Raw genomic sequence first — 21,274 nt, 5'->3', positions numbered from 1 at the left:
GCGTTATAGGGTTCCCGGCCACCCGAGCGTGGCTTGTGTTTCCTGGAGTGGCCTCTTGTCGGACAGTCCCGCAACCTCAACCACAGGAGCGGTCGGAATGAAAAAACTCCTCGTTGCCTTGCTTGTCGCGGCTTTCGCCTTCCCGGCGGCCGCCTTCGGCGCTGACACCATCAAAATCGGCTTCAACATCCCTCTCACCGGCGACATCCCGAAGGTGGGCGAGATGAGCAAGAACGCCGCAGAGATGCTCAAGGAGAAGGTCAACAAGGCCGGAGGGCTCGAAGTGGCCGGCAAGAAGTACATGCTGGACTTCGTTTACGTGGACAACGAGGCCAAGGCCGAATCCGCCGTGAACGCCGCGCTCAAGCTGATCGAGGGCGAGAAGGTCCTGGCCATGGTCGGCCCCCAGGGCTCCGGCCGCGCCATCCCCGGCGGCGAAGTCGCCAACAAGAACAAGACCGTCATGGTCTCCGGCTGGTCCACCAACCCCAAAACCACCCTCGACCGCCCCTACGTATTCCGCGCCTGCTTCCTGGACGACTTCCAGGGCCCCACCGCCGCCAAGTTCGCCTCCGGCGAGCTGAAGGCCAAGAAGGCCGCCGTCCTCTTCGCCGTCGACCAGGACTACAGCAAGGGCATCTCCGAGTTCTTCAAGAAGTCCTTCGAGGAAATCAACGGAGCCGGCTCCGTGGTGTCCTTCGAGACCTTCACCACCAAGGACGTGGACTTCTCCGCCCAGCTGACCAAGATCATCAAGGGCAAGCCCGACGTGCTCTTCGTCCCCCAGTACTACAACGAAGTGCCCCTGATCGTGAAGCAGGCCCGCGAGCTTGGCTTCAAGGGCCCCATCCTGGGTTCCGACTCCTGGGGCTCCGCTGAACTCATGACCCTGTGCGGCGACGACTGCAAGGGCCAGTACTTCGTGACCCACTACGCCGCCGCCGGCGCGAAGGGCGCCACCAAGGAGTTCATCGACGCCTTCAACGCCAAGTACAAGGAAACCCCCGACGACGTCGCCGCCCTGACCTGGGACGCCGCCGGTCTGGTGCTGGCCGCCGCCCAGAAGATGGGCGCTCCCTCCGGCGACCTCGCCAAGGACCGCGAAGCCCTGCGCACCGCCATGGCCTCCATCCGCGGCTTCGACGGCGTCACCGGCAAGATGGGCTTCGACGGCAAGACCGGCGACCCCATCAAGTGCGCCGTGATCGTCAAGATCAACGACAAGGGCGAATTCACCTTCCACGAATCCGTCTGCCCGTAACCGTAAAGAACACATGGGCGCGCGCGGTTCGCACGCGCGCGCCCCTTTCGCGCCGAGTGGTTTCTTCGCCTCACAATCAGTAGACTTGGGACAGGACATGCTCGACACCCTTCTTCAGCAGGCATTGAACGCGCTGCAGCTCGGGAGCTATTACTCCCTCATCGCCCTGGGCTATTGCCTGGTCTACGGCGTGCTGCTGCTCATCAACTTCGCCCACGGCGACATCTTCATGGTCGGCGCCTACATCGCCTTCTTTGCCGCCACCACCATCATGGGCCAGTACGGCATCTTCCCGCCCGGCATAAACAAGTGGGTGGTGCTCGCAGCCACGATACCCCTGACCATGGTGCTCACGGCATCGGTGGGGGTGTTCATCGAGCGGGTGGCCTACAAGCCGCTTAGGCTCAAAGGCGCGAACAGGCTGTATCTGGTCATCACGGCGCTCATGATGGGCATCGTGCTGGAGTACGGCAACCTGTCGCTCATGGGCACCAGCAGGCTCTCCTTCCCCACGCTCATGCCCAGGGTGCTCTTCGAGTTCGGCGGCGCGACCATCACCCTTACCAAGCTGGTGGCCATCGTGGCCAGCTTCATGGTGTTCGCCCTGCTGCAATGGATCGTCACCCGCACCAAGCTCGGCATGGCCATGCGCGCCGTGTCCTACGACAAGTTCGCCGTGCCCCTCATGGGCATCCCCCTGGATGTGGTGATCATCTTCACCTTCTCCCTGGGGTCGGGCATGGCAGGTCTGGCGGGGCTCCTCTACTCTATGAACTTTCCCGTGCTCGACCCCTTCATGGGCGCGCTGGTGGGCTGGAAAGCCTTCGTGGCGGCCGTCGTGGGCGGCATCGGCGACATCCGGGGAGCCTTCATCGGCGGCTTCATCATGGCCTTCCTGGAAGTGGCGGTGGTGGTCTCCAGCGACTTCATCCCCTTCATCAAGCCTGAAATGCGCGACCTGGTGAGCTTCTCCATCCTGCTCATCATCCTGACCATCAAACCCACGGGACTGTTCGGCAGGCCCCAAACCACCAAGATCTAATCATGCAGCGCGCAACTGTACCTGCGGCGCTCTGCGCCCTGCTTGTTCTGCTGGTCGGCCTGGCCCAGGTGGGCTTCATCAGCCAGTACCTGCTCACGGTGGCCATGAACGTGGGCATCTTCATCATCCTTTCCGCCAGCCTGAACCTGGTGAACGGCTACATGGGCGAGTTCAGCTGCGGCCACGCGGGCTTCATGGCCGTGGGCGCTTACGCCTCCTCCATCGCAGGCGTGTTCCTCTTCGTGCCGGACGCCGTGTTCGGCCAGCCCCTGCTGCCCATGTCGCTCACGCCGCTGGCCTTCCCCATCATCCTGGGCGTCGGCTTCGCGGCAGCGGCCCTGGCGGGCGTGGTTGTTGCCGTGCCCTCGTTCAAGACGCGCGGCGACTATCTGGCGGTCATCACCCTGGCGGCGGGCTACATCATCAAGAGCGCCATCCAGAACATCGACGCCGTTGGCGGCCCGCGCGGCTTTATGGGCATGGGCAAGCTGGTGGAGGGCATGGAGACCGTGGCCAAGCTGCCCTGGATGCTCCTGTGGATCTTCGCAAGCGTGGTGTTCACGGTTTGGCTCATCCGCCGTTTCGTGTACTCCACCTACGGCAAGGGCGTCATGGCCATCCACCAGGACGAGGTCGCCGCCGAGATCATGAGCGTGAACACCAACCGCATGAAGCTCATCGCCTTCATGCTGTCCTCAGGCCTCGCGGGGCTGGCGGGGGGGCTGTTCGCGTACATGGTCAGCTACATCGACCCCAAGATGTTCGGCATCGAGCTGTCCACGGCCTGCCTGCTCATGGTGTACCTGGGCGGCATGGGATCGCTCAGCGGCTCGGTGATGTCGGCCATCCTGTACTGGGTGCTGGTCGAGGCGCTCAAACCCACGCTGGACGTCATGCACCTGCCCCAGACCCTCAAGTGGGTGGTGATCCCCATGGGGCTCATCCTGCTGATGCAGTTTCGGCCCGAGGGGCTCATGGGCAACCGCGAGCTGTCGGACCTCTTCCCCAAACTCAAGCGCTTCTACAGGTTCAAATAGCCATGGCCCTGCTCGAAATAAAAGAACTCACCCAGCGTTTCGGCGGGCTGATCGCGGTCAACGACTTCGAGGTGAACCTCGAAGGCCGCGAACTCAACGCGCTCATCGGCCCCAACGGTGCAGGCAAGACCACGGTGTTCAACCTGGTCAGCGGCTTCTACCAGCCGACGTCGGGCTCCATCACCATAAACGGCGTGGACACCAAGGGCATGAAGCCCCATCAGGTCACCTCGCTTGGCGTGGCGCGCACCTTCCAGAACATCCGCCTCTGGAACGACATGACCGTGCTCGACAACATCCGGGTCAGCCAGCATGCGCGCCTGGGGTACTCGCTCATGGATTCGCTGCTGCGCACGCGCCGCTACGCCGACCGTGAGGCCAAGATCGAGCACACGGCCATGGAGCTGCTTGAGTTCATGGGCATGAAGGATCTGGCCAACGAGTACCCTCCCAACCTGTCCTACGGCGTGCAGCGCAAGGTGGAGATCGCCCGCGCGCTGTCCACCAAGCCCAAGCTCCTCCTGCTGGACGAGCCCGCTGCTGGTCTGCCCTCCACAGACGTGGTTGAGCTCATCAAGCTCATCGAGTGGATCCACAAGGAGTTCGACCTGGCCATCTGGATGATCGAACACCAGATGACCGTGGTCATGAGCCTGTGCAAGTGGATCAAGGTCATCGATTTCGGCGCAACCATCGCCGAGGGCACCCCCGAAGACATCCGCAACAATCCCACGGTCATAAAAGCCTATCTGGGAGACGAGGCCATCTGATGCTTTCCGTCAGCAATCTCAAGGTAAAATACGGCAACATCGAGGCCCTGCACGGCGTCAGCTTCACCGTGGCCAAGGGCGAGATCGTCACGCTCATCGGGGCCAACGGCGCGGGCAAGACCACCACCCTGCTCTCCATCGCGCGCCTGGGGCCGCCGGAAGGGCCCAAGGTGGTGGAAGGCGACATCACCTTCGAGGGACAGAGCCTGCTCACCGTGCCGCCGCACATCATCGTGGCCAACCTGCACATGGTGCTGGTGCCCGAAGGCAGGCACATCTTCGGCAACCTGAGCGTGATGGACAACCTCACCCTGGCCACCTACGCCCGCAAGGACACCGACCGACTGCCCAAGGACCTGGACTTCGTGTTCGAGCTGTTCCCGCGCCTCGCCGAGCGCCGCAAGCAGCGCGCCGAGTCGCTCTCGGGCGGCGAGCAGCAGATGCTGGCCGTCAGCCGCGCGCTGATGTCCGGCGCTGAATTCATCCTCCTGGATGAACCCAGCATGGGCCTTGCTCCGCTTCTGATGTACGACATGTTCCGCACGCTCAAGAAGCTCAACCAGCAGGGCATGACCATCCTCCTGGTGGAACAGAACGCGCGCCTCGCCCTGGATTTCGCCCATCGCGGCTACGTGCTGGACACCGGGCGCATCGTGGCGGAAGGCCCCTGCGACGAGCTGCGCGACAACCCTGAAGTGAAAAAGGCCTACCTGGGCGGCTAGCAGCCGCGTTTGTGAAAAACATGAACATGTTTTTCACAAACAAAATCAATGGTTCTCTTGGTTTGGGTTTGTACATCGTTTGAACGTATTGTGTGAGCGCCATGCAAGGGTGGCTTGGAGTGCCGACACCGAAAGCCTCCTGTTGCGCCCGGCCCGAACATTCGCCATTATGCCTTGACGGCCCGCGCGGACATGCGCCCGCGCGGGCTTTTTTCAACCCGCACCCTGGGCCGGACCAGCCCGATACGACATGACGAACCTGGAACCGCGCTCCCAAGCCACCGCAACATTCGCACCCATGGGGCGCGTCTCCGACGAGCGGTGCGTGAGCCTCATCGGCATCGCCGGTGCGGGCAAATCCACGCTGGGCCGGGCCTTGGCCCGCCGCCTGGGCTGGGCGCACCTGGACACCGACCGCCTCATCGAGGCCACCCTGGGTCAGCCCCTCCAGACCATCATGGACGAGCGCGGCCTCAAGGGCTTCCTGGCCGTGGAAGAAGCCGTGGTGGCCACACTCGGGGTCAAGCGCGCCGTGGTGTCCACGGGCGGCAGCGTGGTGTACAGCCGCGCGGCCATGGAACGCCTGAAGGCGCTTGGGCCGGTCATCCATCTGCACATCGAGCTGGACACCTTCCTGGACCGCGTGAAGGACGCCACCGGCCGGGCCTTCGTGCGCCCGGACGGCCATTCGCTGGCCGATGTCTACGCCGAGCGCGCCCCCCTCTACATGAAAGCCTGCGATTTCAGCGTCTGCACCGACGCGGCAGGGCTTGAGCAGTGCGTCAGCCACTGCGCCGACAAGCTGGCCGAGCTGCTGGCGAAAGACGAGTAGGCGGGATTGCTGGGCTCCGCCCAGACCCGGCGAGAAGACAAGAAGAGGCCTCCGGCGGGCAAAGAGGGCTCCGCCCGCTCTGCACACTCCCGTCAGGGGGATGATCCCCCTGGACCCTCAATTAGCTTCGCAAACTTACGCGGTGGTTGGGGCTGTCCCGTCCACGCCCTCAGCCGCCGCGATAACGACATTCCACCGCACTGGAATGCGAAGCCCATTAAAAGTTTTTGAAGGAGAGTCCAGAGAGGAAACTTTTTTCCAAAAAGTTTCCTCTCTGGCCGCCGGAGGCATTCTCTCCCTCTTCTCCCACGGCCCCCAAATGCGCTAGAGTCCCCCCTATGAACGCCTGTATCCTCGCCCTCATCCTCCTGGTATTTTCGCCCCTCCCTTCGATGGCCGCGCCGGACGCCTACGCTCCGGTGGTCAAGCGCCTGACGGCCACCATCAAGCGCGAAATGGCCGTGAACAAGGTCAAGGGCCTGTCCATCGCCCTGGTGGACGACCAGCGCGTGGTCTGGTCACGCGGCTTCGGCTACGCGGACGAGGCCGCGAAGGTTCCCGCCACGGTGGACACCGTGTACCGCGCGGGGTCCATCTCCAAGGTGCTCACGTCCATGCGGGCCATGCAGCTCAGCGAGGCGGGACGCCTGGACATCGACGCCGACGTGCGCCGCGTGCTGCCGGAGTTCTCGGTGCGCAGCCGCTTCCGGGATGAGCCCATCACGGCCCGCATGCTCATGACGCACCACTCCGGCCTGCCCACGGACGTGGTGGCCGGAATGTGGACAGAAACCCCGGACACCCTGGCCCAGTTCGTCCCGAAGATCGCGCGCGAGAGCCTGGCCAGCGCCCCGGCCACGGAGTTCCGCTATTCCAACGTGGCCTACAGCCTGCTTGGGCGCATGATCGAGACGCAGGACGGCAAGGAGTTCGCGCGTTCCATGCAGGACGGGCTCCTGGGGCCGCTTGGCATGAACGACTCCAGCTTCGTGATGAACGCAAGGCTCTGGCCGCGCTACGCCAAGGGTTACCAGGGCGACCACGAGGCTGACCGCCCCACCCTGCGCGACCAGCCCACCGGGGCGCTGTTCACCACGGTCACGGACATGAGCCGCTTCCTGAGCGCAGTGTTCGCGCAGGGGCGCGGCGTGGTGTCGCCGGGAACGCTCCGGGAGATGACCCGGGTGCAGTTCCCCGGCCTTCCGCTGGACTTCGGCCACGAGATGGGCCTGGGCTGGATGCTCTCGGGCGTCCATCTGAAAGGCGGTCAGCCCCTGGTCTGGCACGGGGGCGCAGCCATCCCGTTCCAGGCCTTCTGCGCCATGCTGCCCGGCGAGAAGCTGGGGGTGGTTATCCTTTCCAACACGCAGGAGGCCTCGCATTTCCTGTCCACACTTGGCATCGAGGCTCTGGACCTGGCCCTGGAGGCCAAGACCGGAATCAAGCCCACGCCTGTCCCGGCACCCGCCACGCCGCTGCCCGTGGCGGTGAAAGCGGACGAGCTGGCGAGGGTGGTCGGGGCCTATGCCACGTTCTCCTCGCTTCTGGGCAACGTCTGGCAGGACGCGGAAGGGCTCAAGATGTGGCTGTGGGACCGCACGGTTGAGTTGTCGCCCGTGCAGGGCGAGGCGGGACGGATGACCTTCCTGCCGCGCAAGGAGGCGCTCTTCGGGCTGGCCACGCGGGTGATGCCGGACTTGTCCCTGGAGTTCACCAGGGCTGCGGGACGCGACGTGCTGGTGCTGCGCGGCCACGCCATGCCCTACCCCTTCGAAAAGATGAACCCGCGCCCGATACCCCAGGCCTGGAAGGACCGGCTTGGCGTGTACGTCACGGACCAGCAGGGCCGGGGCATCAGCTACCGGTCCCTGGAACTTTTGGAGCAGGACGGCCTGCTTGTGGCCAGGATCGGCGTGTCCTCGGGCATGCCGGACGCGCCCACGGCCCTGTCGTCGTTCCCGCTGGCGCCGGTGTCGGATCAGGAGGCGGTGATCGGGGGCATCGGCACGGGCTCGGGCGGCGTGGTCCGGGCCGAAAACGGCGGCCTGTACCACTCGGGCTACGATTTCAGGCGCGTCGCCCGTTAGGACGCGCCAAAGTATTCCCGCACCGCCTCCATGAACCCCCGGACCGCCGGGGACACCCAGCGCTCCTCGTGGCGCACCAGCATCACCGGGGCCGAGAGCGGCCCGCCCGCCCAATCGAGCAATGCCAAGGCTCCTCGCGCCACTTCCTCGCGCACCGCGAAGGCCGGGACCACCGAGACCCCGAGCCCGGCCATCACGCAACGCTTGACCATCTCCACGCTGGAGCAGTCCACCACCGGGGCGGAGCGCACGTGCGCCTCCAGCAAGGCCTCCTCGATGAGCCTGCGCGCGCTCCAGACGTGGCGGGTCAGGAAAAGCGACGTGCCCTCCAGGTCGCCGGGACGCACCTGCGCCAGAGCCGCCAGGGGCGAGCCCGGCGGTGCGATGACCGCCAGCCGCTCGCGCCCGAGTATCTCCACGTGGAGGCCAGCTGCGGAAAACGGCTCGGAGAGCAGCAGGCCAAGGTCCGTGGAACCGTGGCGCAGGTCTCGGGCCAGGCCCAGGCGCGACGCGGTGCTGATGTGCAGGCGCGTCTCGGGGAAACGCTGCCGGAAGCGGGCCAGCACGTCCGGCATGCAGCGCACGCCCAGGCTCTCGGAGATGCGAACGGACAATTCGCCGCACTCGTCGCCGCCGCTGCCCAGCGCGCGCCGGGTCTCGGCCTCCATGTCCACCAGCCTGCGGGCGTGGCCCAGGAGCCTGCTGCCCTGCTCGGTGAGCAGGACGCGCCGCCCGATGCGGTCGAAAACAGGGAAGCCCAGGTCGTCCTCCAGGGACTTCACCTGGGCCGTCACCGTGGACGGAGCCAGATGAAGCGCCTCGGCGGCCTTACGGAAGGAGCAGTCGGCGGCCACGGCCAGGAAGGTCTTGAGCAGTCGCATTTCCAGCATGGTTCACGTTTTCCGAATCGAAGGTTCATGCATAATCGCTTGTCCATCGTGCTGCACGATTATAGAGATAGCATCAAGATGTGAGCATTTCCAGACAGCATTCGGATATTCCGAACCATGTTCATCGGCAACTCCGGAGGGGATCATGAACGAGGAACTTCGCGCCCTGAGCCTTGCCCGCAAGAAGGCCCACAAGCGGCTTCTGGACCTGAAATCGCCGGTGTACGCCGCGTTCCTGGACATGGAGCGCGCCGCCTACTCCGACGGACACCTGCCCAAGATGACCAAGGAGCTGATCGCCGTGGGCATCTCGGTGGTGATCGACTGCCGCTCCTGCATGCAGTGGCACATCGAGCAGGCTGCCGCCGCCGGGGCGGACTTCCGTCAGCTCCTGGAAGCTATCGAGGTGGGCATCGAGATGGGCGGCGGCCCGGCCACGGTGTCGGCGCGGTTCGCGCTGGAGGTGCTCGATTCGGTCTTCCCGCCTCATTCCGGCGATTGAGTTCAGTCGGGATTAGCAGTAGTGGAGCCCTTCCGACACACTTTCGCACTGGTCGCGAAGCCCACTAAAAGTTTTTGAGAGGAGGTCCCGGAGGAGAACTTTTTTCAAAAAGTTCTCCTCCGGGCCGCCGGAGGCACACCCCGATGAAGTTCACCAGCAAGCGCACCCTGTCGCGCCGCCTCGCCGCCCTGTACGTGAAGATGGCCCAGGCCTACTCCAAGGCCGCGCCCTCGGATTTCACCTGCGAAGGTTGCGCCCAAAACTGCTGCGTCAGCTACTTCCAGCACCACACCCACATCGAGTGGCACTACCTGTGGGAGGGGATGAACGCCCTGCCCGAGGACAAGCGCGCCGAGTATCTGGCGCGCGCCCAGGAGAACGTGGAGCGCACCCGCGAGGCCCTGGCGCGCGGCGAAGTCCCCAAGGTGATGTGCCCGGTGAACGACGACGGCAAGTGCGGCCTGTACGAACACCGCATGATGATCTGCCGCTTGTACGGCGTGCCCAACGTCGTGATTGGCCGTGCGGGGCTCCAGCAGTTCCCCGGCTGCCCCAGGTGCATGGAGCTGGTGCAAGGCCCGGAATACGGCCGGGTGGACCGCACCTCGCTCTACAAGGAGCTGGCCCAACTGGAGATGGAATTCCTGGGCAGCAGGCGCAACCAGGTGCCGCGCGTGGACCTGACACTCTCCGAGATGCTGGTGGCGGGGCCGCCCAGGCTATAACGCAGCCCATCGCGGCAAATCCTCAACAGGACAAATGAAGTACCCATCATGATCTGGGAAGGCGTATTCGCACTCGGCAAGATTCTCCTGGCGTTCGGCTGCATGCTGACAGGCATGCGTCTGAAGCTTGGCATCGGGGCCTCCATCTTCGCGGGCGGACTGGTGCTGGCGCTCCTGTTCGGCATGGGTCCGCTCACCTGGGTCGGCGTTGCGGCCAAAGCCAGCGTGGGCTGGCAGTGCGTGTCCCTGGCCCTGATCGTGGTGCTTATCCTCATGCTGTCGCACGTTCTGGAACGCACCGGGCAGTCGCTCAAGCTCATGGACGCCCTGGCGGGTTTTCTGCCCAGCCGCCGCCTGCGCCTGATCTTCTTTCCGGTGCTGATAGGGCTTCTGCCCATGCCCGGCGGCGCAGCCTTCTCCGCCCCAATGGTGCGCCAGACCGGCGAGCCCCTGGGCATCAGCCAGGACGAGATGGCCCTGGTGAACTACTGGTTCCGCCACGTGTGGGAGCTGTCCTGGCCGCTGTATCCGGGCATCATCATGACGGCGGGGCTTTTGAACCTGCCGCTGTCCACGGTGATTTTGAGCACGGGCCTGGGGTCGGTGGTGTTCTTCGGGCTTGGCTGGTGGTTCATCCTGCGCCCCATGGGGCCGAGGCTCGCGGCGCTCGACGCCCAGGCAGGCCTGGCAGGCCAAAACGGCGGTGCGGGAGAAGCCCCGAAACGCGACCTGCGCCTGGCGTTTCGCCTGGGCCTGCCGATGATCATCGCCATCGTGGGCTCGCTGGTGCTGGAGGCGGCTGTGTCGGCGATGTTTCCGGACGCCTCCTTCGAGCTCGGCATCATGGGGGCGCTGCTGGCGGCCATCGTGTGCGTGTTCGCGCAGAACAAGGCCGGGATGTCCTTTTTGTGGCAGAGCCTCATGCAGAAGGAGCTGCGCCAGACCCTGGTGATGGTGGCCGCGATCTTCGCCTTCAACGCGGTGATGGACGAGGCCGGGGTGGTGCGCGAACTGGTGAAGCTGGGCGGCGGCGCGGCCCTGTTGACGGCTGCGGTGTTCGTCCCGGCCCTGGTGGGCATGGTGGCGGGCGTGACCATGGCCTTCGTGGGCGCGGCCTTCCCGCTGATGCTGGGGCTTCTGGACCAGCTTGGCATGCAGCACCAGGCCATGGCCTGGGCCATGCTGGCGCTGGTGAGCGGCTTTGCCGGGGTGATGGCCTCGCCCCTGCACATCTGCCTGGTGATGACCTGCCAGTACTTCGGCGTGGACATGCCGCGCTTCTGGCGGCAGGTGATGCCGGCGTGCCTTGGTCTGCTGGTTTTCGGGGGCGGATGGTTTTTCGTACTCAGGTCGCTTTGATCGCGCGTTGACCTAAAGCCCTGATGGACGTAATACCACCCGCCATGAGGGTCGTATCCGAATGGAAAGGCTTCACCGCCAGACTGTTGTGCCTGGCGCTGGCCATGTTGCTTTCGCTCCCGTGGCAGTCCGAACCTGTCCAAGCCGCCTCCGCGAAAGGCGAGCATCAGAAGCAGGTATCTTCCAAGTCCTCGAAATCCAAGCAGACTGAAGACAATCCTGCTCCCCGGAAAGGAAAGAAGGGCAAAAAATCACGCGCAGGCAGGCAGGCTGCGGCCGCCGTTCCCATCGCGGCGCGCGACGATACCGGCCCCCTGCATCTGAACGTCAAGTCCGCCTTCCTGATGAACATGAACACCGGCAAGGTGTACTACGCCCACGACGCCGACGAACGCATCCCCCCCGCCTCAATCACCAAAGTGCTGACGTTGTATATCATCCGCGAAGCCCTGGCCCAGAAGCGCATCACCGAGAACACCCCCATCCCTGTAAGTGCCCTGGCCATCCGCACCGGCGGCTCCACCATGAGCCTCTACAAGGGCGAGAAGGTGCCGCTTTCCGAGATAATAAAGGGCATCAGCGTGGTTTCGGCCAACAACGCCTGCGTGGCCGTGGCCGAGTACATGGGCAAGGGCGATTCGCGCCGCTTCGTGGCGCAGATGAACGCCACGGCCAAAAGCCTGGGCATGAGCCGCAGCACCTTCAAGAATCCCAACGGGCTGCCCGCTACCGGCCAGTTCTCCACTGCGCGCGATATCGCCAAGCTCTCCGCCGCCTACCTCAAGCGGTTCCCGGAATCGCTGGCCATCCACTCCATGACCAACCACACCTATCACGGAGCCACGCACCGCAACGCCAACTCCCTGCTGGGCCGCTACGAAGGCGTGGACGGCCTGAAAACCGGCTTCGTGTGCGCCTCCGGCTACAACATCACGGCCACGGCCAAGCGCGGCAAGACCCGCCTGATCGCCGTGGTGCTGGGCTCGCGCAACCCCATCGTGCGCGAGGTGGAGACGGCCCGGCTCCTGGAGTACGGCTTCTCCCAGGCGGCAGCCGAACCGGAAAAGCCCGAAAAGCCTGCAAAGCCCGGCAAATCCTCCAAAGCTTCGAAAAAGCAGCCATGATGAGGCTTACGCCCCGAACTGCTCCACCCTGCGCCCTTGGCACGATCGTGCCGGGGCGCCATGCCGGTTGACCACTGGCTGAACTCCCTTTCCCAGGGAAGCCCCAAATCAATCGACGGGGACCTCGCCGCGCTTGGCGGCGCGTCCATCTGCTATCCCTTCCTTACTGATTCCGCAGTCGCCAGCCAGATCGAACTGCTGAGCGGCCATCTGGCACTGGTGAGCGAGACGTGCAGACGTCTGGCCATCGCCTATTCCCTGTACATGCGCCAGATGGACGCCATCCAGGACGCGTCCGTGCGCCTGATCTGCGCGGGCTCCTGCGACCGCCCCCCCGTGGGCTGCTGCAACGCCAACCACCACGTCATCCTGTCTCCCTCCGACGTGATGGTTTCGCGCCCTACGAACACCGCCATGCATCTGGCCCACGTCATCACCGGCCTGCAACGCAGCGAGCATGAGCACCGGGTGGACCAGGGGTCGGCGCTGACCCCAGGCTACTGCTCCTGTCTCTCCAGCTCCGGCTGCACCCTGAGCCTTTTCAAGTCTCCCCTCTGCGCGCACTACCTGTGCGGCTCCGTGCAGGAGTCGCTGCGCCGGGAACACGGCGCACCCGCCTCGGCCTTCATCGAGGCCATGCACGCCGTGGCATCCCGGACCATCACCTCGTCTCGCGATTTCACTGATCCTGGCATACTGGACGCCTGGGTCCTGCTTCTCATTCCGGAATAGTGCTTTCCCCGAAGTGCTGCCACGGACCTGTTTCAATGACGCACGCTGATTTAGTTGACTTTATATTTCTCGAATTGGTTTGACACTATCAACTAATCCGGGCATACACTCACTGTAAGAATTTTCCATTCCTCTCTTCAGTCTACTTACCTTGCATAATTCTAGTGAACAGCTGACCCATTGGGATCGGCTCGTTTTTCATTTCAGGAGAATCACAATGTTTGACAACACTCTTGAGAGCATCCACGCTCAAGAATGCGGCGAATTGATTTTTGCCGCCAGCGGTTTAAAGTACGATGACGATAAGGCATCGGATTTGTGGCAAAAGATCATGGACCACAAATGGATCCTGTCGGAAAGACTGTCGCGGGAGGTGGGCTTCCGGGCCGCCTGCCTCGACTACCTGGACAGTGTTGAAGCGGACACGGACGCACTTCACAACAGGCAGGCGGACCTGCTTGGCGAGATGGGGGCGCACTTCATCGAGAAGGACGCCTGGGAGACCCTCTCGGACACGCAGCCACCCAAGCAATTGGTCCACAAGCGGATCATCCTGCCCCTGCGGGAGGAGATACTCTCCCGAAAGCATGGCGTCATCCCTCCGAAGTCTTTGATCTTTTTCGGCCCCCCAGGCACGGGAAAAACCCACTTTGTCAAAGCCATGGCCGGGAAGCTGGGCTGGTGGTTCATCGAAATATTACCCAGCCTGCTTATGGCCGACGGTGTGGACAAAATCGGGGCCAATCTCCGAACCACCATGGAGAAAGTCCGGAAATTGGACGAAGTGGTGGTGTTCATCGACGAATTCGAGGAAATCGCCGCCAGCCGCGACGAGGCAAGCCGGATAGACCGGTCCATCACCAACGAATTTCTCAAGCAGGTCCCAATGCTGAAAAAGCCGGGCAGCAAGATCCTGCTTGTATGCGCGACAAACTACATCCGGCAGTTGGACGCAGCGCTGCTGCGCCCAGGTCGCTTCGACTGCATCATACCTGTGGGGACCCTGGACGAAGAGGGGAGACGCACCATCTTGCAGCATTACACCTCCAAGATACACGCCAGGGACATCGATATGGACCTGCTCGTCAGCCTGACCCAGAACTTCACTCCGGCGGACATAGAGCTGCTGTTTCAGATCATCGCCCAGCGCTCTTTCGAACAGGAATACGAGATCAGGCAAGAGTGCGTGGTCACCACGGACGCGATCATCTCTGAGATATCCAAATTCCGGCCTTCGCTGACCCCTGAAATGATTGAGGAGTTCAAGCAGGACGCGCTCAAGTATTCCCGAATTTGACAACCTGGGCCAACTCCTCCGGAAGTATGATATTGACATCTTCGTCACATTGAGCGATTTTCCGCCTCGATTTACGAAGTTCTGATTTCGTTAAATTCAGCGCGCGTTCCTCTAGGCGGAACGCCAGAGTTGAGCCCGGCACCAACTTTCAAAACAAGGATAGACCACCATGATCATCGGCATCCCCAAGGAAATCAAACCTCAGGAGAACCGGGTGGCCATGACCCCCGGCGGCGTCGCAACCCTCGTCCGCGCGGGTCACACCGTTCTGGTCGAAGACGGCGCGGGCGTCGGCTCCGGGCTGACCAACGACGAATACCTGGCCGCCGGAGCCCAGCTCGTCTCCGCCGACAAGGCCTGGGGCGCCAAGATGGTCATCAAGGTCAAGGAACCCATCGCCAGCGAATACCAGTACCTGCGCCCCGACCTCATCCTCTTCACCTACCTGCACCTGGCCGCCGCCGAGGAACTCACCCGCGCGCTTTTGGCCTCCAAGTGCACCGGCATCGCCTATGAGACCGTGCAGCTGCCCGACGGCAGCCTGCCCCTCCTGACCCCCATGTCCGAAGTGGCCGGCCGCATGGCCACCCAGGTGGGCGCGCACTACCTGGAGAAGTACCAGGGCGGACGCGGCGTGCTGCTGGGCGGCGTGCCCGGCGTGGCCCCCGGCAACGTGGTGGTGCTGGGCGGCGGCGTGGTGGGCACCAACGCGGCCAAGATGGCCCTGGGCCTGGGCGCGCGCGTGACCATCCTCGACGTCTCCCACAAGCGCCTCCAGTACCTGGACGACGTGTTCGGCGGCCGCCTGACCACCATCACCTCCACCGAGCCCAACATCCGCGAAGCCGTGGCCCAGGCCGACCTGCTGATCGGCGGCGTGCTGATCGTGGGCGCCAAGGCCCCCAACCTGGTCACCCGCGACATGCTGAAGACCATGAAGGAAGGCTCGGTGATCGTGGACGTGTCCGTGGACCAGGGCGGCTGCGTGGAGACCATCAAGCCCACCACCCACAAGGACCCCACCTACGTGATCGACGGCGTGGTGCACTACGGCGTGGCCAACATGCCCGGCGGCGTGCCCCGCACCTCCACCTTCGCGCTGACCAACCAGACCCTGCCCTACGCCATGAAGCTGGCCGCCAAGGGCCTGGACGCGCTGAAGGCCGACGCCAGCCTGATGCTCGGCCTGAACACCCACAACGGCCTCCTGACCTGCCAGGCCGTGGGCGACGCTTTCAACATGGCCTGCTCCGCCCCCTCGGACGTTTTTTAGTCCACCGGGCCTCAATCCGCCTCGCATCAAAGCCCCCGGCCCAGGCCGGGGGCTTTTTGTTTGCGCCGGGTCATGTGGGCGGCGCGCATGCGCCTCGGCGCAGCTGCGTACAGCCTCTCGGGGCACGCGGAGATGTCGAGATTCTTTACACGTGCAACAACACACCCCAATTGCCATAATACTCGCCATTTCAGGGAATTAAACCATGCACCTTGCATGTAATGCAAAAAACTCCGTTCACAATTCGAAAATTCTCACACAAACCAGCTCGGCTGAACACAGCCCATGCAAAGTACATGCATGCCATAACTGGACATTTTCAGACATGGTACAAAGAATGCTTTACCAACACACTGCTATTTTCGCGGAATCATCAATCAAGAATCACTCTGAAAGCATTTGGAACTCTTGTCCAGTTCACGCGGGGGCGCCACTCCCACAACCCGCCACGCTTTTGAATATCTCATTTCCAGTTCCTGATTCTGCTGTGCTCCGTTCGATGCCGATCTGCACCAGCACTCTGTCAGCGCATGAAGCTTCACGAAAACGAGCCGCCCAAAGTCACTCACGGGAGGAATTCATGAACCACAAAACTTAGGAAGACTTCCTGTTCCGGCTGTTGCCTTGCAGTGTGGTGGCCCCGAAAAATCCGTCAACCGAAGGAGTGAACGCGTCGTCCTCACCTGAAGGAGAACTTCATGAATCAATCTAAACTGTTGTTGGCAACGGCTGTTTTCATTTTCGTGGCGTTCTTTACCTACTTGTCACACGCGAACGTCGCAGTGAACTTCAACCAGGTTGATTTTTACCAAGACGGCTTGCTGTCTACCCCTAACTCCGAGTGGGGCGAATTCAACGTCACGTATGACCAGGGCAGTTCATTGCAATGGATCAACGTGGTGGCTGATCCTGGGACTCCAAACGCCCGCTGGATAGTGCAGAACAACCCGTTGCTGCCTTCCGGCATGACTGGCACCTCCCTATTCAACGGAACCAGCTATTTTGATCTAGGAATATCGCGCGGCACTGACATTCCTGCATTAAACTTTGGCTATATCGTCAGTTCGACGCCAGCATCAAGCATCCCCACAAGCTTTGATGTGACAGGGAGCGCCAGCGTAGGGTCATCTCAAAACATCATCAACAGTGGCGCGGCGGATGGCAACACAACTCTCGGCTCACCATCGAACGGCAATCTCAACTGGGGCGTTTCTTACCTCGGGGTTACGGCCCATTGGCAGATGAACATGCCGAACGTTGCCCAGAAAACGAATTACTGCGTCCCGGGTGCTGCTGCCAACAGTCTGCAATGGCTCAACAAATCCCTCAACCTGGGAATCACGCAAACTACCGTCGAGACAATGAACGATCTGGCAGGCAAGATGGGAACGACAACAACTGTAGGAACGTACGACACGAATTTCGTTGCCGGCAAACTGAATTACATTAGCAGCAACAAGCTTCCTCTGGAAGTCCACTTTGTTGGCGGCGGTGCCACCCTCAAGAAGGGGGATTACACCGACCCCACAAGCAAGACTGTTGCCAAGAACGACGGAGCCGTGACGTGGGACTGGATTCAGAAAGAGAAAATGAAAGGCCAGGACATTGAATTGTGGAGCAACGGCCACGTGGTGGTTATGGAGGGATTCATATCCTGGGACAACATCCACCTCATCGCGTATCGGGACGATCCATACCAGCATGGCGTCAACACAACTGCCGACGAGCTTGCAAGACTGGCGTCCCGCCACGTCTGGACATACTACATCAATGGGGACACGGATCTTGGCAACGGGAAAGCGAAGCTCCATCTGGCCGTAGCCGAATCCCCGGTCCCTGAACCGGGCACGATGCTTCTCGTGGGCATCGGCATTGCCGGGATCGGCTATTTGAGGAAGCGTAGAGCCAGACAGTGATGCCCGCGCAACGGCGGCATCACGGTCTGCCTGGCCGCGCCTTCTTCGAAATCCATCCGGGCGGTGCACCAGCCACACCGGATTGATCGCCCCCGGCCCGGGCCGGGGGCTCTTTTGCTGATGGCCTGTCCGGTGCAGGAGACGCCGGACTCGGCCCGCACGCCCAGTGATACGTTCCACACCTGCGCGCGCAGCATCGCACGCGACGCTACGGGAGCCAGCCTTGCTGACCACATCCATTTCGTCCTGATGCCTGCTCAGTTCCGATTCCTGCGTCGCGCCTCTGTCGATTCCCCCTGCTGGCTGGTATCGAGGTCTTTGGACTCGTCATCTTCATCGCATCAGAACCCTCTGTGTCAAAACAAGAGCAAGGCTCATTTCTTTGACGACTCCTGTCCTTTTCACTAGAGCCGCATCATGTGGGAAAAAGGAGACGACACCATCAACGGATCAGCGGCCCTTGCGCGGCTCCCGGCCTTTTTCGGCCTGGGCCTCTGCCTGGACGCCGTCCTGTTCCGTGCGGTGCGCCTGTTGCGCGGCCTCACCCGGCTTTGCTCGGACGCGCCGCGTCTTGTGGCTCCCGAACCTGCTCGCCCCTGGGGAATCGGGCTCTTGGTAACGCTTCGCCGCCTACCCCGGGCGGGCTGAAGAAACCTCTGGCAGGAGGACACGTATGTCACTGGAAAGGCGAGACTTTCTCAAACTGACCGCCGCTACCGCTGCGGTCACGGCCTTCGGAGGCCTGGGGCTGGACCTGACCACGGTCCATGCCGCCGCCGAACTGGCCAAGCTCAAGGGCAGCAAGCAGTCCACCTCGGTGTGCTGCTATTGCTCCGTGGGCTGCGGCCTGATCGTTTCCACCGCGCAGGACGCCAAAGCCCGCGCCGTGAACGTGGAAGGCGACCCGGACCATCCGATCAACGAGGGATCGCTGTGTCCCAAGGGAGCTTCCATCTGGCAGCTCACCGAGAACGACAAGCGCATCACCAAGGTGCTCTACCGCGCCCCCAACTCGGACAAGTGGCAGGAAAAGACCTACGACTGGGCGCTCAATGAGATCGCCAAGCGGGTCAAGAAGGAGCGCGACAAGTCCTTCACCGCCAAGAATGCCAAAGGCCAGGAAGTCAACCGCCTGGAGACCATCGCCTCGGTGGGCTCGGCAGCCATGGACAACGAAGAGTGCTGGATCTACCAGCAGATGCTTCGCGCCCTGGGCCTAACATACATCGAACATCAGGCCCGTATCTGACACAGCGCAACTGTAGCGGCTCTGGCAGAGTCGTTCGGACGCGGCGCGATGACCAATCACTGGATCGACATCAAGAACAGTGATGCAGTTTTAGTAATCGGCTCCAACCCTGCCGAAAACCACCCCATCTCCTTCAAGTGGATCATGCGGGCCAAGGACGCGGGCGGCAAGCTCATCTGCGTCGATCCCCGCTTCACCAAGACGGCCTCCAAGGCTGATCTGTACGCCTCCATCCGGTCGGGTTCCGACATCGGCTTCTTCGGCGGCTTCATCAACTACATCGTGGCCAACAACATGATGTTCAAGGACTACGTGGTGAACTACACCAACGCGTCCTTCCTGCTGACCGACAAGTTCGAGTTCAAAGACGGCATGTTCTCCGGCTTCGACGCCGCCAAGAAGGCTTACGACAAGTCCTCCTGGTCCTTCGCCAAGGACGAGAACGGGCTGGTCAAGAAAGACCCCACCCTCCAGGACCCCAGGTGCGTCTTCCAGATCATGAAGAAGCACTATGAGCGCTACACGCTGCAGAACGTCTCCAACATCACCGGCTGCTCCGTGGAGAAGCTGGAGGAAGTCTACAAGATGTTCGGCGCCACCGGCGCTCCCGACAAGACCGGCACCGTGCTCTACGCCATGGGCCAGACCCAGCACACCGTGGGCGTGCAGAACATCCGGGCCATGTCCATCGTGCAGCTGCTTTTGGGCAACATCGGCACCGCCGGCGGTGGCATCAACGCCCTTCGCGGCGAGGCCAACGTGCAGGGCTCCACGGACCAGGGCCTCCTGTTCCACATCCTGCCCGGCTACATGCCCACGTCCACGGCTTCCGTCACGGACCTCAAGGCCTACGTGGACAAGTTCACCCCCAAGACCAAGGACCCCAAGTCCGCCAACTGGTGGGGCAACAGGCCCAAGTACCTGGCCAGCTACCTGAAGGCCATCTACCCCAACCAGAAGCCTGAAGACTCCTACAAGTGGCTGCCCAAGTGCGAGGACGGCAAGGACTACTCCTGGCTGACCCTGTTTGACGACATGTACAAGGGACAGTTCAAGGGCTTCTTCGCCTGGGGACAGAACCCGGCGGCCTCCACCGCCAACTGCGACAAGGTCCGCAAGGCCATGGCCAAGCTGGACTGGATGGTCACGGTCAACATCTTCGACACCGAGACCGCGTCCTTCTGGAAGGGTCCCGGCATGGACCCCAAGAAGATCAAGACCGAGGTCTTCTTCCTGCCCTGCTGCGTGTCCATCGAGAAGGAAGGCTCCATCTCCAACTCGGGCCGCTGGATGCAGTGGCGCTACCCCGGCCCCAAGCCCCTGGGCGGCACCAAGCCTGACGGCGACCTGATCTACGAGCTGTTCGACAAGATCCAGAAGCTCTACAAGGCCGACAAGAAGGCCGTGTATCCCGATCCGATCGTGAACCTGAACTGGGAAATCGCCACCAACCACGTGTTCGACCCCCACAAGGTGGCCAAGCTCCTGAACGGCTGGTTCATGACCGACAAGACCATCGGCGACAAGACCTACAAGAAGGGCGACCCCGTCCCCGCCTTCGGCCTGCTCCAGGACGACGGCTCCACCTGCTCGGGCAACTGGATCTACTGCGGCTCCTACACGGACAAGAACATGTCCGCCCGCCGCGACAAGACCCAGACCCCCATGCAGGAGAAGATCGGCCTGTACCCCGGCTGGACCTGGGCCTGGCCCGTCAACCGCCGCATCCTGTACAACCGCGCCTCCGTGGACCCGCAGGGCAAGCCCTACCAGCCCACCAAGCCGGTCATCGAGTGGCAGGACGGCAAGTGGGTGGGCGACGTGCCCGACGGTCCCTGGGCTCCCATGGCCGACGAGAAGGCCGGAAAGAACCCCTTCATCATGACCACCGAGGGCTTCGCCCAGATCTTCGGCCCCGGACGCAACGACGGTCCGCTGCCCGAATACTACGAGCCCCTGGAGTGCCCGATCCCCGAGCATCCGTTCTCCAAGGTGCTGCACAACCCCACGGCGCTGATCTTCGAAGGCGCCACGGAGAAGAGGGCCGTGTGCGATCCGCGCTTCCCCTTCGTGTGCTCCACCTACCGCGTGACGGAACACTGGCAGACCGGCGTCATGACCCGCTGGACCCCCTGGCTGCTCGAATGCGAGCCCCAGATGTTCGTGGAGATGAGCCCCGAGCTTGCCAAGCTGCGCGGAATCAACGGCGGCGACAAGTGCTTCGTTGAATCGGTGCGCGGCTCCCTGTGGGCCATCGCCATCGTCACCGAACGCCTGAAGCCCATGCAGGTCATGGGGCAGACGGTGCACATGGTGGGCATCCCCTGGCACTTCGGTTGGGTGTTCCCCAAGGACGGCGGCGACTCCGCCAACCTGCTCACCCCCTCGGTCGGCGACCCGAACACGGGCATCCCGGAAACCAAGGCCTTCATGGTCAACGTCAAAAAGGCCTAGGG

19 protein-coding genes are annotated in these 21,274 nt (G+C 62.8%); 17 read left to right on the top strand and 2 right to left on the bottom strand.

Annotation, left to right across the window (positions count from 1 at the left end):
• Window positions 1–97: 97 nt before the first annotated feature.
• The 7 genes from G453_RS0101915 to G453_RS0101885 all read left to right on the top strand — a co-directional run bounded on the left by G453_RS0101915 (window position 98) and on the right by G453_RS0101885 (window position 7,751).
• Window positions 98–1,261 carry an ABC transporter substrate-binding protein gene (locus G453_RS0101915; protein WP_027189677.1) on the top strand — a complete coding sequence of 388 codons (1,164 nt, stop codon included), beginning with the start codon at window positions 98–100 and terminating at the stop codon, window positions 1,259–1,261.
• Window positions 1,262–1,358: 97 nt separating this feature from the next.
• The gene (locus tag G453_RS0101910; protein WP_027189676.1) at window positions 1,359–2,303 is read left to right on the top strand and encodes a branched-chain amino acid ABC transporter permease; all 945 of its coding nucleotides are present in this window, start codon (window positions 1,359–1,361) and stop codon (window positions 2,301–2,303) included.
• A gap of 2 nt (window positions 2,304–2,305) precedes the next feature.
• The gene (locus tag G453_RS0101905; RefSeq protein WP_027189675.1) at window positions 2,306–3,340 is read left to right on the top strand and encodes a branched-chain amino acid ABC transporter permease; all 1,035 of its coding nucleotides are present in this window, start codon (window positions 2,306–2,308) and stop codon (window positions 3,338–3,340) included.
• A gap of 2 nt (window positions 3,341–3,342) precedes the next feature.
• Window positions 3,343–4,110: an ABC transporter ATP-binding protein gene (locus G453_RS0101900; protein ID WP_027189674.1), complete on the top strand. Its 768-nt coding sequence runs from the start codon at window positions 3,343–3,345 to the stop codon at window positions 4,108–4,110.
• Entirely contained in the window at window positions 4,107–4,832 is a 726-nt protein-coding gene (locus tag G453_RS0101895; protein WP_027189673.1) for an ABC transporter ATP-binding protein, read from the top strand. The genes G453_RS0101900 and G453_RS0101895 overlap by 4 nt, the downstream gene beginning before the upstream one ends.
• Before the next feature lie 250 nt (window positions 4,833–5,082).
• Entirely contained in the window at window positions 5,083–5,664 is a 582-nt protein-coding gene (gene thrB / locus G453_RS0101890) for a homoserine kinase (RefSeq protein ID WP_235731666.1), read from the top strand.
• Window positions 5,665–6,002: 338 nt separating this feature from the next.
• Complete coding sequence (locus G453_RS0101885; protein WP_027189671.1) at window positions 6,003–7,751, top strand: serine hydrolase domain-containing protein; 1,749 nt, start codon at window positions 6,003–6,005, stop codon at window positions 7,749–7,751.
• Here G453_RS0101885 and G453_RS0101880 read toward each other — a convergent pair.
• Window positions 7,748–8,641 carry a LysR family transcriptional regulator gene (locus tag G453_RS0101880; protein WP_043643940.1) on the bottom strand — a complete coding sequence of 298 codons (894 nt, stop codon included), beginning with the start codon at window positions 8,639–8,641 and terminating at the stop codon, window positions 7,748–7,750. The genes G453_RS0101885 and G453_RS0101880 overlap by 4 nt on opposite strands.
• Window positions 8,642–8,786: 145 nt before the next feature.
• Here G453_RS0101880 and G453_RS21840 point away from each other — a divergent pair, with 145 nt between their 5' ends.
• The 8 genes from G453_RS21840 to G453_RS0101840 all read left to right on the top strand — a co-directional run bounded on the left by G453_RS21840 (window position 8,787) and on the right by G453_RS0101840 (window position 17,569).
• Window positions 8,787–9,143, top strand: coding sequence for a carboxymuconolactone decarboxylase family protein (locus G453_RS21840; RefSeq protein WP_043643937.1), 357 nt, complete (start codon window positions 8,787–8,789; stop codon window positions 9,141–9,143).
• Window positions 9,144–9,286: 143 nt separating this feature from the next.
• Window positions 9,287–9,868: a YkgJ family cysteine cluster protein gene (locus G453_RS0101870; RefSeq protein ID WP_027189669.1), complete on the top strand. Its 582-nt coding sequence runs from the start codon at window positions 9,287–9,289 to the stop codon at window positions 9,866–9,868.
• Window positions 9,869–9,916: 48 nt separating this feature from the next.
• A complete protein-coding gene (locus G453_RS0101865) occupies window positions 9,917–11,227 on the top strand; it encodes a DUF401 family protein (protein ID WP_043643934.1) in 1,311 nt (436 codons plus the stop codon).
• Between the two features lie 44 nt (window positions 11,228–11,271).
• A complete protein-coding gene (locus tag G453_RS21835; RefSeq protein WP_051271430.1) occupies window positions 11,272–12,351 on the top strand; it encodes a D-alanyl-D-alanine carboxypeptidase family protein in 1,080 nt (359 codons plus the stop codon).
• Window positions 12,352–12,411: 60 nt separating this feature from the next.
• Entirely contained in the window at window positions 12,412–13,083 is a 672-nt protein-coding gene (locus tag G453_RS0101855) for a hypothetical protein (RefSeq protein WP_027189667.1), read from the top strand.
• A 331-nt stretch (window positions 13,084–13,414) separates the two neighbouring features.
• Window positions 13,415–14,380, top strand: coding sequence for an ATP-binding protein (locus G453_RS0101850; RefSeq protein ID WP_235731665.1), 966 nt, complete (start codon window positions 13,415–13,417; stop codon window positions 14,378–14,380).
• Window positions 14,381–14,549: 169 nt separating this feature from the next.
• Window positions 14,550–15,653: an alanine dehydrogenase gene (gene ald, locus G453_RS0101845; protein ID WP_027189665.1), complete on the top strand. Its 1,104-nt coding sequence runs from the start codon at window positions 14,550–14,552 to the stop codon at window positions 15,651–15,653.
• A gap of 698 nt (window positions 15,654–16,351) precedes the next feature.
• Window positions 16,352–17,569: a PEP-CTERM sorting domain-containing protein gene (locus G453_RS0101840; protein ID WP_027189664.1), complete on the top strand. Its 1,218-nt coding sequence runs from the start codon at window positions 16,352–16,354 to the stop codon at window positions 17,567–17,569.
• Here the strand turns inward: G453_RS0101840 and G453_RS27695 are convergent.
• Window positions 17,539–17,805: a hypothetical protein gene (locus G453_RS27695; protein WP_156920757.1), complete on the bottom strand. Its 267-nt coding sequence runs from the start codon at window positions 17,803–17,805 to the stop codon at window positions 17,539–17,541. The two genes, G453_RS0101840 and G453_RS27695, sit on opposite strands and share 31 nt — an antisense overlap.
• 181 nt (window positions 17,806–17,986) lie before the next feature.
• Between G453_RS27695 and G453_RS0101835 the strand changes: the two genes are divergently transcribed.
• Window positions 17,987–18,217, top strand: a complete 231-nt coding sequence (locus tag G453_RS0101835) for a hypothetical protein (protein ID WP_027189663.1) — start codon at window positions 17,987–17,989, stop codon at window positions 18,215–18,217.
• A gap of 25 nt (window positions 18,218–18,242) precedes the next feature.
• Entirely contained in the window at window positions 18,243–21,272 is a 3,030-nt protein-coding gene (fdnG, locus tag G453_RS0101825; RefSeq protein ID WP_084502038.1) for a formate dehydrogenase-N subunit alpha, read from the top strand.
• Window positions 21,273–21,274 lie beyond the last annotated feature (2 nt).

Origin of the sequence: Fundidesulfovibrio putealis DSM 16056 (genome assembly GCF_000429325.1) — a bacterium.
In the GTDB taxonomy this organism is placed as follows: Bacteria; Desulfobacterota; Desulfovibrionia; order Desulfovibrionales; family Desulfovibrionaceae; genus Fundidesulfovibrio; species Fundidesulfovibrio putealis.
This window is presented reverse-complemented; position numbering and strand designations above follow the sequence as displayed.